13 protein-coding genes are annotated in these 12262 nt (G+C 74.2%); 11 read left to right on the top strand and 2 right to left on the bottom strand.

Features of this window, described 5'->3' with window-relative positions; genetic code table 11:
* The first annotated feature begins 223 nt into the window (after positions 1 to 223).
* From IE219_RS04260 to IE219_RS04250, 3 genes are read left to right on the top strand one after another with little or no spacing between them, the layout of a single operon-like run.
* Complete coding sequence (locus IE219_RS04260; protein ID WP_189975154.1) at positions 224 to 583, top strand: histidine triad nucleotide-binding protein; 360 nt, start codon at positions 224 to 226, stop codon at positions 581 to 583.
* 6 nt (positions 584 to 589) lie between these two features.
* Positions 590 to 1495, top strand: coding sequence for a ribonuclease Z (locus IE219_RS04255; protein WP_189975153.1), 906 nt, complete (start codon positions 590 to 592; stop codon positions 1493 to 1495).
* Between the two features lie 2 nt (positions 1496 to 1497).
* Positions 1498 to 2487: an adenosine deaminase gene (locus tag IE219_RS04250; RefSeq protein ID WP_189975497.1), complete on the top strand. Its 990-nt coding sequence runs from the start codon at positions 1498 to 1500 to the stop codon at positions 2485 to 2487.
* A gap of 55 nt (positions 2488 to 2542) precedes the next feature.
* Here the strand turns inward: IE219_RS04250 and IE219_RS04245 are convergent, their stop codons facing one another.
* Entirely contained in the window at positions 2543 to 3880 is a 1338-nt protein-coding gene (locus IE219_RS04245) for an MFS transporter (RefSeq protein ID WP_189975152.1), read from the bottom strand.
* A gap of 363 nt (positions 3881 to 4243) precedes the next feature.
* Between IE219_RS04245 and IE219_RS04240 the strand changes: the two genes are divergently transcribed.
* The 5 genes from IE219_RS04240 to IE219_RS04220 all read left to right on the top strand — a co-directional run bounded on the left by IE219_RS04240 (position 4244) and on the right by IE219_RS04220 (position 8629).
* The gene (locus IE219_RS04240) at positions 4244 to 5308 is read left to right on the top strand and encodes a PfkB family carbohydrate kinase (RefSeq protein ID WP_189975496.1); all 1065 of its coding nucleotides are present in this window, start codon (positions 4244 to 4246) and stop codon (positions 5306 to 5308) included.
* Positions 5309 to 5413: 105 nt separating this feature from the next.
* Positions 5414 to 6451, top strand: a complete 1038-nt coding sequence (locus IE219_RS04235) for a PhoH family protein (protein ID WP_189975151.1) — start codon at positions 5414 to 5416, stop codon at positions 6449 to 6451.
* Positions 6452 to 6463: 12 nt separating this feature from the next.
* On the top strand, positions 6464 to 6961 hold the full coding sequence (gene ybeY / locus IE219_RS04230) for an rRNA maturation RNase YbeY (RefSeq protein ID WP_189975150.1): 498 nt from the start codon (positions 6464 to 6466) through the stop codon (positions 6959 to 6961).
* Positions 6962 to 6974: 13 nt separating this feature from the next.
* Positions 6975 to 8279, top strand: coding sequence for a hemolysin family protein (locus IE219_RS04225; protein WP_189975149.1), 1305 nt, complete (start codon positions 6975 to 6977; stop codon positions 8277 to 8279).
* Positions 8276 to 8629 carry an MmcQ/YjbR family DNA-binding protein gene (locus IE219_RS04220; RefSeq protein ID WP_189975148.1) on the top strand — a complete coding sequence of 118 codons (354 nt, stop codon included), beginning with the start codon at positions 8276 to 8278 and terminating at the stop codon, positions 8627 to 8629. The genes IE219_RS04225 and IE219_RS04220 overlap by 4 nt, the downstream gene beginning before the upstream one ends.
* A gap of 7 nt (positions 8630 to 8636) precedes the next feature.
* Here the strand turns inward: IE219_RS04220 and IE219_RS04215 are convergent, their stop codons facing one another.
* Entirely contained in the window at positions 8637 to 10046 is a 1410-nt protein-coding gene (locus IE219_RS04215; RefSeq protein WP_189975147.1) for an MFS transporter, read from the bottom strand.
* Between the two features lie 91 nt (positions 10047 to 10137).
* On the opposite strand from IE219_RS04215, the gene IE219_RS04210 reads away from it, so the two are divergent.
* From IE219_RS04210 to IE219_RS04200, 3 genes are all read left to right on the top strand, one after another.
* A complete protein-coding gene (locus IE219_RS04210) occupies positions 10138 to 11022 on the top strand; it encodes a helix-turn-helix transcriptional regulator (RefSeq protein ID WP_229849579.1) in 885 nt (294 codons plus the stop codon).
* 27 nt (positions 11023 to 11049) lie between these two features.
* Positions 11050 to 11412, top strand: a complete 363-nt coding sequence (locus tag IE219_RS04205) for a cytidine deaminase-like protein (protein ID WP_189975145.1) — start codon at positions 11050 to 11052, stop codon at positions 11410 to 11412.
* Positions 11413 to 11609: 197 nt separating this feature from the next.
* Positions 11610 to 12092, top strand: coding sequence for a hypothetical protein (locus IE219_RS04200; protein ID WP_189975144.1), 483 nt, complete (start codon positions 11610 to 11612; stop codon positions 12090 to 12092).
* The last annotated feature ends 170 nt before the right edge of the window (positions 12093 to 12262 follow it).

The raw sequence follows: 12262 nt of genomic DNA, 5'->3' as shown, positions 1-12262 counted from the left end.
GCCCGGCCGGAGCCCCCGCCACCGGAGCCCCCGCCACCGGGCACCCGGCGGCCGGTGGCGGGGGCTCCGGCCACCGGATGCGCGAGGACCGGCCCGGCCCCGGCCGCCGGGTGCCCGATCCGCGACCGGCCCCGGCCCCGATCGGCAAATGCCCGGGGGCCGGTCGGGACCGCCGGATAGCATGCCCCCGTACGGACCAGCCGAGACGAGGAGGCCCCAGGCCATGGCCGGAGAGCCACAGGACGACTGCCTGTTCTGCAAGATCGTGGCGGGGGAGGTGCCGGCGACGATCGTCCGCGAGACCGAGACCACGCTGGCCTTCCGCGACATCAACCCGCAGGCGCCCAGCCACGTCCTGGTCATCCCGCGCCTGCACTACCCGGACGCCGCCTCGCTCGCCGCCGCCGCGCCGAGCGTCGCCGCCGACGTGCTGCGCGAGGCCGGCGAGGTCGCCGCCCAGGAGAAGACCGACGACAGCGGCTACCGCATCGTCCTGAACACCGGCGCGGGCGCCGGACAGACCGTCTTCCACGCGCACGCGCACGTGCTGGGCGGCCGCGGCCTCAACTGGCCCCCCGGATAGCCCCCCGTGTCCGCCCGCGAACTGGTCGTCCTCGGCACCGCCAGCCAGGTCCCGACCCGCCACCGCAACCACAACGGCTACGTGCTCCGCTGGGACGGCCACGGCCTCCTCTTCGACCCCGGGGAGGGCACCCAGCGGCAGATGCTGCGGGCCGGGGTCGCCGCCCACGACCTGAACCGGATCTGCGTCACGCACTTCCACGGCGACCACTCGCTCGGCCTGGCCGGGGTGATCCAGCGGATCAACCTCGACCAGGTCGCGCACCCGGTCACCGCCCACTACCCGGCGAGCGGACAGGACTTCTTCGACCGGCTCCGGTACGCCACCGCCTACCGCGAGAGCGTCGAGATCACCGAGGAGCCGGTGGCGGCGGACGGCGTCCTCGCCGTCACCGGCGCCTTCACCCTGGAGGCCCGCCGGCTCTCCCACCCCGTCGAGTCCTTCGGCTACCGCCTGGTCGAGCCCGACGGCCGCCGCCTGCTGCCCGAGCGGCTCGCCGCGCACGGCATCGCGGGCCCCGACGTCGGCCGCATCCAGCGCGAGGGCTCCCTCGGCGGGGTCCTTCTCGACGAGGTCAGCGAGGTCCGGCGCGGCCAGCGCTTCGCCTTCGTCATGGACACCCGGCTCTGCGACGGCGTGCACGCCCTCGCGGACGGCGTCGACCTGCTGGTCATCGAGTCGACCTTCCTCGACGAGGACGAGCGGCTCGCCACCGACCACGGCCACCTGACCGCCGGACAGGCCGCCGCCGTCGCCCGCGACGCCGGCGTCCGCCACCTCGTCCTCACCCACTTCTCCCAGCGCTACTCCGACCCCTCCGAGTTCGAACGGCAGGCCAGGGCCGCCGGCTTCGAGGGCGAACTGAGCGTCGCCCAGGACCTCATGCGGGTCCCCGTACCGAAACGAACGTGAACATGCCCGTCCCCAAGGCCGAACTGCACCTCCACATCGAAGGCACCCTCGAACCCGAACTGGCCTTCGCCCTCGCCGCCCGCAACGGCGTCACCCTGCCCCACGCCGACACCGCCGCCCTGCGGGAGGCGTACCGCTTCAGCGACCTCCAGTCCTTCCTGGACCTCTACTACGCGCTGATGGCGGTGCTGCGGACGCCCCGGGACTTCACCGACCTCGCCGACGCCTACCTGGAGCGGGCCGCCGCCCAGGGCGTCCGGCACGCCGAGATCTTCTTCGACCCGCAGGCCCACACCGCCCGCGGCGTCCCGATCGGCACCGTGATCGAGGGCCTGGCCGCCTCCCTCGACCGCGCCGAGGAGCGGTACGGCGTCTCCACCCGGCTCATCCTGTGCTTCCTGCGCGACGAGTCCGCCGAGTCGGCCCTCGCCACCCTGGAGGAGGCGAAGCCGTACCTGGACCGGATCACCGGCGTCGGCCTCGACTCGGCCGAGATCGGCCACCCGCCGGCCAAGTTCGCCGCCGTGTACGAGGAGGCCGCCCGGCTCGGCCTGCGCCGGGTCGCGCACGCCGGCGAGGAGGGCCCGGCCGCCTACGTCCGCGAGGCCCTCGACGTCCTCGGCGTGGAGCGGATCGACCACGGACTGCGCTGCATGGAGGACCCCGGGCTGGTCGAGCGGCTGGCCCGCGAGCGGATCCCGCTCACCCTCTGCCCGCTGTCGAACGTCCGGCTCCGCGTCATCGACACCCTCGCCGACCACCCGCTGCGGCAGATGCTCGACGCCGGCCTCCTGGTCACCGTCAACTCCGACGACCCCGCCTACTTCGGCGGCTACGCGGGCGACAACTACGACGGCGTCCGCGACGCCCTCGGCCTCACCCCGGACCAGCTCCGCACCCTGGCCCGGCACTCCTTCGAAGCCTCCTTCCTGGAGGACGACGAACCGCGCCGGGCCCGCTACCTGGCCGAGGTCGAGGCGTACACCTTCTGACCCCCGCCCTCCGCCGCCCGTCTCCCGATCCCCGCCCGGCCCGGCCCCGCCCGGCTCAGCCGCGCCCCGGGCGGGCCAGCCGGAAGGCCGAGCGGACCGGCCGGCGGCGGCCCGCCACCGGCGCCGGGATCGCGGCGATCTCCTGCTCCGGGGCACCGACCTGCGGCAGCAGCGCCGTCGTCGCCGGGGCCGCGCCCGCCACGAACGCCGCCGGGGCACCGCCCCTGCGGCGGATCGAACCGGGCACCAGCGGCCGCCCCGACGCGTGCCGGGCCACCACCGCCATCGGCCCGGCCACCGCCAGCAGCAGACCGGCGAGGACCGCGCCCATCACCGGGAAGCCGGCCGCCTGGGACAGCACGCTGCCGACCACCGGCCCGCAGGCGGTGCCCAGCGAGGACGCCGAGCCGACCAGGACCGCCCAGCGCCCGCGCGGGTCGAGCGAGGCGGCCAGGCCCAGCAGGTAGGAGAGGACCACCGGATAGACGGTGTTCCACAGCACCTCGCCGGTCGCGAAGGACGCGAGGCCGTCCGCGTTCGCGCTGAGCAGCACGCAGGCCGCGATCAGGACCGTGCCCGCCCCGATCGGGACCGCCCGGCCCAGCCGCGAGCCGAGCGCCCCGGCGGCCGTCACCCCGGCAAGCCCGCCGCCGAGCGCCACCGCGAAGACGGCCCCGGCGGTCACCTCGGAGAGCCCCGCCTGCCCGGTGCCGATCCGGCCGCTCACGCCCCACAGGGCGTTCTGCGCCATCGACCAGGCCAGCACGCAGCCCGCCAGCACCGCCCCCGCCCGCCGGTACGGCAGCGGCCCGGCGGCCTCCGCCACCGCGACGCCCCGGTACGCGCGCGTGGCGCCCGGCAGCCGCCCCGTCACCGGCCACACCAGGACCGCCGCCCCCGCGAGCGCCAGCAGCGGCAGAGAGTGGCCGCCGCCGAGCCTCGGCAGCGTCAGGTACAGGACACCCGCCGCGGCCGAGACCGACAGCAGGCCGAGCGTGGAGGCCCGCTGCGGATCGGGGCGGCCGGCGATGCCGGAGGCGGCCACCGCCGTCGCCGAGCCCGAGCCGAAGCCGCCGAGGACCACCCCGGCGACCACCAGCGGCAGGCTGCCGGTCGCGGCGGCGGAGCCGTACCCCAGCACCATCGCGAGGAGTCCGAGGCGGGCCGCCCGGCGCGGGCCGACCCGCTCCACGCGGGCGGCGAGCGTGAGACCGGCGGAGGCGGAGCCGAGCAGCAGCACCGAGCCGACCAGGCCGGCCTGGGCCGGTCCCAGGCCGAGCCCGGCGGCGAGCCGGCCGACGACGGTGGGCAGGAGGTACGGGGCGAGGTAGCCGGCCGTGAAGAGGGCGACGAGGGCGGCGAGCGGCCCCCGGGCGCGCGGGCGCGCGGACATGGGCGTTCCAGGAACTGAACGGGGGAATGAGACGGCGCCCGGTGAACCACGGGGTCGCGGCACCATGTGTATCAAGCAACCGAATGGGCGGAGAAGGGACGATCCCCCGATTCGACCTGTGATACGGGACACAATCGGTTTGGAATCGGAGGAGCGGGGTATTCACGCGCGACCTGGCCGCGTCACCCCCGTCACCCCCGCCCCGTCGGGCACACTGTCCGGACCGGCACCCGCGTGCCGGTCCCGCCGCACCACGACCGGGAGTTCGACGTGACCACACCCAGCGGAGACCAGCGCGGACAGCAGGACGGAGCCCCCCACGGGGCCCCGCCCGCGGACCGGCGCGAGCCCGGCCTCGACCCGCTGGAGACCGTCCGCGGCCCCGCCGACCCCGCCCGCGACGTCTTCCTCACCGGCACCGTCTTCCTCGACATCATCTTCACCGGCCTCGACAGCGCCCCCGTCCGCGGCACCGAGTCCTGGGCCCGCGGCATGGGCTCCAGCCCCGGCGGCGTCGCCAACATGGCCACCGCCCTCGCCCGCCTCGGCCTGCGCACCTCGCTCGCCGCCGCCTTCGGCGACGACCACTACGGCGAATACTGCTGGGACGCCCTCGAACAGGGCGAGGGCATCGACCTCTCCCTCTCCCGCACCGTCCCCGGCTGGCACTCCCCGGTCACCGTCTCCATGGCCTACGAGGGCGAGCGCACGATGGTCTCCCACGGCCACGAGGCCCCCCACCCCGACGGCGCCCTCGCCGACCCGCCGCCCGCCCGCGCCGCCGTCGCCTCCCTGGTGCCCGGCCGCGCCGAGGAATGGGTCGCCCGCGCCGCCCGCTCCGGCACCCGCGTCTTCGCCGACGTCGGCTGGGACGACACCGGCCGCTGGGACCTCGCCGGACTCGCCGACCTGGAACACTGCGAAGCCTTCCTGCCCAACGCCGCCGAGGCCATGCGCTACACCCGCACCGACTGCCCCCGCGCCGCCGCCCGCGCGCTGGCCGACAAGGTCCGCTACGCCGTCGTCACCCTCGGCGCCGAGGGCGCCTACGCCGTGGACGGCGCCACCGGCGAGACCGCCGAGGTCCCCGCCATCCGCGTCGAGGCCCTCGACCCCACCGGCGCCGGCGACGTCTTCGTCGCCGGCTTCGTCACCGGCACCCTCGCCGACTGGCCGCTCGCCGACCGGCTCGCCTTCGCCGGCCTCACCGCCGCCCTCTCCGTCCAGGAGTTCGGCGGCTCCCTCTCCGCCCCCACCTGGACCGAGATCGCCGCCTGGTGGCAGCACGTCCAGCACGACGACCGGCAGGACCCCGAGGCCCTGCGCGCCCGCTACGCCTTCCTCGAAGGACTCCTCCCGGCCCCCGCCCGCCCCTGGCCGCCCCGCAGGGCGGTCCCCACCATCGGCTTCCGGTCGTCGGTCCCGTAAACCGCTTCGGGCTCACCGGTCCCAGGTCGTAGGCTGGGGGCGAGAGGTTGTCGAACAGACGAGAACCCCGCAGCAGGAGGTGTGCGCAGGCCAGAGTGCCGGCCCATGACGCAGACACCCACAGCCCCCAACGGAACGCCGGGCGAGGCCCGCGCCCACTTCGCGGTGCCGGCCAAGCACCCCATGGTGACCGTCCTCGGTTCCGGCGACTCCCTGCTCCGCGTGATCGAGCGCGCCTTCCCGCGCGCCGACATCCACGTCCGGGGCAACCAGGTCAGCGCGGTCGGCGACGCCGCGGAAGTCGCCCTCATCCAGCGCCTGTTCGACGAGATGATGCTGGTGCTCCGCACCGGACAGCCGATGACGGAGGACGCAGTGGAACGCTCCATCGCGATGCTCAAGGCGAGCGAGGACGGCGCGGACGGCGCCGAGACCCCGGCCGAGGTGCTCACCCAGAACATCCTCTCCAGCCGCGGCCGCACCATCCGCCCCAAGACCCTCAACCAGAAGCGGTACGTCGACGCGATCGACAAGCACACGATCGTCTTCGGCATCGGCCCCGCCGGCACCGGCAAGACCTACCTGGCCATGGCCAAGGCCGTGCAGGCCCTCCAGTCCAAGCAGGTCACCCGCATCATCCTGACCCGCCCCGCCGTCGAGGCCGGCGAGCGCCTCGGCTTCCTGCCCGGCACCCTCTACGAGAAGATCGACCCCTACCTGCGCCCCCTCTACGACGCCCTGCACGACATGCTCGACCCCGACTCCATCCCCAAGCTCATGGCGAGCGGGACGATCGAGGTCGCGCCGCTGGCCTACATGCGGGGCCGTACCCTGAACGACGCGTTCATCATCCTCGACGAGGCGCAGAACACGAACCCCGAGCAGATGAAGATGTTCCTCACCCGCCTCGGCTTCGACTCGAAGATCGTCATCACCGGTGACATCACCCAGGTCGACCTCCCGGGCGGCACCAAGAGCGGTCTGCGGCAGGTGCGGGACATCCTCGACGGGGTGCCCGACGTGCACTTCTCCACCCTCACGTCGCAGGATGTCGTCCGGCACCGGCTCGTCGGCCGTATCGTCGACGCGTACGAGAAGTACGACAGCGCCAACGAGCAGCGCACCGGCCGCAACGGGAAGTAGAAGCAACCGCACATGTCGATCGACGTCAACAACGAGTCCGGCACCGAGGTCGACGAGCAGGCGATCCTCGATGTCGCCCGCTACGCCCTCGGACGCATGCGCATCCACCCGCTCTCCGAGCTCTCGGTGATCGTCGTGGACGCGGAGGCGATGGAGCAGCTCCACATCCAGTGGATGGACCTCCCCGGACCCACGGACGTCATGTCCTTCCCGATGGACGAGCTGCGCCCGCCGGCCAAGGACGACGAGGAGCCCCCGCAGGGGCTCCTCGGCGACATCGTGCTCTGCCCCGAGGTCGCCAAGAAGCAGGGCGAGGACGCGCCCACCGGGCACTCCATGGACGAGGAGCTCCAGCTCCTCACCGTCCACGGCGTCCTCCACCTGCTCGGCTACGACCACGAGGAGCCCGACGAGAAGGCCGAGATGTTCGGCCTCCAGGCGGCGATCGTGGACGGCTGGCGCGCGGAGCGGGGCCTCACCGGCCCCTCCCCGGCCCCGACCGTCAACTGACCCCGCGCGCCCGATGAGCATCCAGCTGATCCTGGGCGCGGTCGCCCTGGTCGTCGTCGCCTGGCTCGCCGCCTGCGCCGAGGCCGGGCTCGCCCGCGTCACCAGCTTCCGCGCCGCCGAGGCCGTCCGCTCCGGACGGCGCGGGGCCGCGAAACTCGCCCAGATCGCCGCCGACCCGACCCGCTACCTCAACGTGGCGCTGCTGGTCCGCGTCGCCTGCGAGATGGCGGCCGGCGTCCTGGTCACCTACGCCTGCCTGGAGTACTTCCCGGAGACCTGGGAGGCGCTCCTCGTCGCCATCGCCGTGATGGTGCTGGTCTCCTACGTGGCGGTCGGCGTCTCGCCGCGCACCATCGGCCGCCAGCACCCGCTGAACACGGCGACCGCCGCCGCGTACGTCCTGCTGCCGCTGGCCCGGGTCATGGGCCCGATCCCGCAGCTGCTGATCCTCATCGGCAACGCGCTCACCCCCGGCAAGGGCTTCCGCAAGGGCCCCTTCGCCTCCGAGGCCGAGCTGCGCGCCCTGGTGGACCTGGCCGAGCGGGAGTCGCTCATCGAGGACGAGGAGCGCCGCATGGTGCACTCCGTCTTCGAGCTGGGCGACACCCTGGTCCGCGAGGTGATGGTGCCGCGCACCGACCTGGTCTGCATCGAGCGGTACAAGACCGTCCGGCAGGCCCTCACCCTCGCGCTGCGCTCCGGCTTCTCCCGCATCCCGGTGACCGGGGAGAACGAGGACGACATCGTCGGCATCGTGTACCTGAAGGACATGGTCCGCAAGACGCACATCAGCCGCGACGCCGAGGCCGACCTGGTCTCCACGGCGATGCGGGCCGCGGTCTTCGTCCCCGACACCAAGAACGCGGGCGACCTGCTGCGCGAGATGCAGCAGGAGCGCAACCACGTTGCCGTCGTCATCGACGAGTACGGCGGCACCGCCGGCATCGTCACCATCGAGGACATCCTGGAGGAGATCGTCGGCGAGATCACCGACGAGTACGACCGGGAGCTGCCGCCGGTCCAGGACCTCGGCGACGACCGGCACCGGGTCACCGCCCGCCTCGACATCGGCGACCTCGGCGAGCTGTACGGCTTCGGCCCGGACGAGTTCGACGACGAGGACGTGGAGACCGTCGGCGGCCTGCTCGCCAAGGCCCTCGGCCGGGTGCCGATCTCCGGTGCCTCGGCGGTCGTCGCGCTGCCGGACGGCCGGGAGCTGCGGCTCACCGCGGAGGCCCCGGCCGGCCGCCGCAACAAGATCGTCACCGTGCTCGTCGAGCCGGTCGCCCCGGCCGGCGCGGAGGAGGGCGGGGAATGACCCCGGAGCGGCTGCGCGCCCTGTGCCTGGAGCAGAACGGCGCCGTGGAGGACTTCCCCTTCGGCCCCGACACCTCGGTCTTCCGGGTGGAGGGCAAGCTGTTCGCGCTCTCCTCGCTCGACGCCGAGCCGCTGAAGGTCAATCTCAAGTGCGATCCGGACGACGCCGTACGGCTCCGCGAGGAGCACCCGGCGATCACCCCCGGCTACCACATGAACAAGCGCCACTGGAACACCGTGGACGTGACCGGGCTCCCGGACCGGATGGTCCGGGAGCTGATCGAGGACTCGTACGACCTGGTCGTCGCCGGCCTGCCGAAGGCGGTACGGCTCCGCCTCGACCGGCCCTGACCCCGGCTCAGGTCCGCTTCCGCAGGCCCAGGGCGACCAGGACCGCCGCGCCCAGCACGATCGCCGCGTCCAGGACGACGACCGTGCGCACCCCCTCGTACAGGTCGCCGCCGGTGGTGGCGAGGGTGCCGAGCAGCGGGATGCCGACGGTCAGGCCGACCTGCTGGGTGGTGGTGACCAGGCCGGTCGCCAGGCCCTGGTCCGCGTCGGGGACGCCGGAGGTGACGGTCACGCCGTACGAGACGATCGCGACCAGGTGGAACATGGAGGCGATCGAGACGGCGACGGTGGCCAGGAGCGCGCCCGAGGACGGGCCGACGCCCAGCAGGGCGGTGCCGCACAGGCCCTGCCCGGCGAGCCCGGCGGCCAGGGCGCGGCGGGCGCCGAAGCGGCCGATCAGGCGGGGCGCGAGGGTCCCGGCGAGGACCGACAGGAGGCCCTGGACGCCGAAGACCAGGCCGGTGGCGAAGCCGGACAGGCCGAGGGTCTCCTGGAGGTAGAGGGTCAGCGCGAAGACGAGCGTCGACATCATCGAGAAGGTGACGAGGCCGCCCAGGTTCCCGAAGGCGACGGTCCGCCGCCGCAGCATCGGCAGCGACACCAGCGGGGCGGCGCTGCGGGACTCCACCACCGCGAAGGCGGCGAGCAGCACGATCCCGGCGGTCAGGGCGGCCCGGACGTCGGTGCCGGCGAAGCCGCGCTCGGCGGCCGTGGACAGGGCGTAGATGAGGGCCAGCAGGCCGCCGGTGACGGTCACCGCGCCGGGCACGTCGAGCCGGGGCCGCTCGGGGGCGGGGGAGCGGGACTCGGTGAGCAGCCGGGGCGCGAAGGGCAGCACCAGCGCGGCGAAGAGGGCGAGCAGGCCCATGGTGGAGCGCCAGCCGAGGGTGTCGGTCATGACGCCGCCGAGGACCATGCCGACGGTGAAGCCGAGCGACAGCAGGGTGCCGGAGATGCCGAGTGCCCGGTCGCGCTGCGGGCCCTCGGGGAAGGTGGTGGTGAGCAGGGACATGCCGGTGGGCACGATCGCGGCGGCGCCGAGGCCCTGGAGGGCGCGGCCGGCGAGGAAGGAGGCCGGGTTCCAGGCGAGGGCGGCGAGCAGGGAGGCGGCGCCGAAGACGGCCAGGCCGGCGAGGAAGAGGCGCTTGCGGCCGTGGAGGTCGCCGACCCGGCCGAAGAGGAGCAGGAAGCCGCCGGACGGCAGGGCGAAGGCGGTGACCGCCCAGGGGAGGGCGGAGGGGCCGAGGCCGAGGTCGGTGCCGAGCGCGGGCAGGGCGACGTTCAGGACGGAGAAGTCCAGCGAGACCATGAACTGGGCGGCGCACAGCACGAGGAGGACGAGCCGGGCGCGGCCGGTGAGGGCCGGGGGAGCGGTCCGGCCGGGGGCCGTGTCGCGGGCGGGGGTGAGCGTTGTCATGGCCCCACCCTCGGCGGGCGGGGCCGGGCGCGGGGAGCGGGAACTTATCCTGTTGCCCGTACCACCAGGCGTCCAGGGGGAGGAAGCAGACGTGGCGACAGCGGTGGAGGGCGATCCGGCCAAGCGGCACCGGCTGGCCGAGCTGCGGGAGTTCCTGAGGAGCCGGCGGGCCAGGGTCACGCCGGCCGAGGCGGGGCTGCCGGACGGCGGCCGGCGGCGGACGCCGGGGCTGCGCCGCGAGGAGGTCGCGGTGCTCGCCGGGGTCGGGGTGAGCTGGTACCAGTGGCTGGAGCAGGGGCGGGACATCACGGTCTCCCCGCAGGTGCTGGACTCGGTGGCGCGGGTGCTGCGGCTGAGCCCGGCCGAGCGCCGCCACCTGTACGTCCTGGCGGGGCTGAACCCGCCGGCGCTGGAGCCGGCGCCGGAGGACCGGGACATGTGCCAGGGGCTGCGGCGGCTGATCGACGCGTGGATGCCCTTCCCGGCGCACATCATGGACGTGTACTGGAACGCGGTGATGTACAACGACGCGGCGGCGGCCGTGCTCGGGATGCGGTCGGACACGACCCGGAACTGTCTGATCGACTTCTTCACCGACGAGCGGTACCGGGCGCGGATGCCGGGCTGGGAGGAGTTGGCGCCGAAGGTCGTGGCGCAGTTCCGGTCGGCCTGTTCGGAGTGCCCGGACGACGACGGCTTCCGGGCGGTGGTCGAGGAGGCGAAGGCGGCCAGCGCGGAGTTCGCCGCGCTGTGGGAGCGGCGGGACGTCCGGCCGGGCGGCCAGAACCGCAAGGAGATCGACCATCCGCTGGCGGGGCTGCTGGTGGTGGAGGCCACCCAGCTGCGGGTGCCGGCCCGGCCGGACCTGGTGATCGTGCTGCACACCCCGCTGCCGGAGGCGGACACGGCGCGGAAGCTGGAGTGGCTGGTGTCGCCGGAGGGGCGGCGCGGGGCGATGCACCCGCTGGCGGGCTGAGCCGCCGCCCCGACCTATGCTCGGTGCATGACACTCAGCAGTGAGCACGGCGACCTCGGCGCCGAGGACCTCAAGATCATCACGCTGGCGCGCAGCGCCCGTGCCCGCAACGGCGTGGCCGAGGGCGCGGCCGTGCGCGACGAGACCGGCCGCACCTATGTGGCGGGCACGGTGGAGCTGGAGTCGCTGCGGCTGAGCGCGCTGCGCACCGCCGTGGCGATGGCCGTGGCGAGCGGCGCGCGGTCGCTGGAGGCGGCGGCCGTGGTCTCCGCCGCCGGGGAGGCGTCGGCCGAGGACCGCGCGGCCGTACGGGACCTGGGCGGGCCGGAGACCCCGGTGCTGCTCGCGGGTCCGGACGGGGTGCTGCGCGCGGCGGTCACCGCGGGCTGAGCGCCGCCCGGCGGTGGAGGGGGTCCGGCCGCGGCCGGGCCCTTGCGCGTTTGTGAAGGATCTCCGTGCCTTCTCTTGCCTTCCCATGCGGTCTGCGCGTCAATAGGCCCGGGCGGTCCGACGGACCGTCAGATCTGCGCCACTCCACGCAGTGCCCGCACCCCTGCGTTCGTCATCGGAAGGGGTACGAACCCGTCATGAGAAGAAGCACTCTGGGAGCGGCCGGCGCGCTCGCCGCAGGAATCGCCACCGCGTCCCTCGCCTTCGCCCCCACCGCCGCCGCGGCCGTCTCGCCGGGCACGGCGACGGCCACGTACGACTGCGGGAGCTGGGGCGGCGGTGTCGCCACGCTCGTCATGACCCACTCGGGCACCACCGCCCAGGTGACCATCACGGCCCCGGTGACCACGCCGATCGCGGTCGGCGCGGACAGCATCACCTCCTCGCTGACCCTGGCCAACTCGACCGGTCCCAACCGGGTCTTCACCGGCAAGAAGAACCCGGCGATCCCGGCCGGCGGCACCGCGAAGCTCGGCCCGCTCACCGCCACGCCCGTGGTGGCCGGCGACAAGCTCAACTCGTACTTCGCCGGCACCGCGCTCAAGCTGGTGATCTTCGGCGTCACGGTGAACTGCGACGCGGTGACCTCGCAGTCGCCGGGGTCGTTCGTCATCAGCTGATCCCCGCACCACCCGTCGACCGGTGCCGCCTGGGGCGGCACCGGTCCTCGCCGTGCCCGCCGGCATTCCGGAGAAGTCGGCACATCGGCCGATCCTGCCATTATCTGATGGCCCATCAGTCGATGGGGTCCGTCTCCCTTGACTTCTTTCGGCCACCAGCCGTCAATGGC

This window comes from Streptomyces termitum (assembly GCF_014650175.1).
Taxonomy (GTDB): Bacteria; Actinomycetota; Actinomycetes; order Streptomycetales; family Streptomycetaceae; genus Streptomyces; species Streptomyces termitum.
Note: the sequence above shows the minus strand (reverse complement) of the source record. Positions and strands in the feature narration are given on the sequence as shown.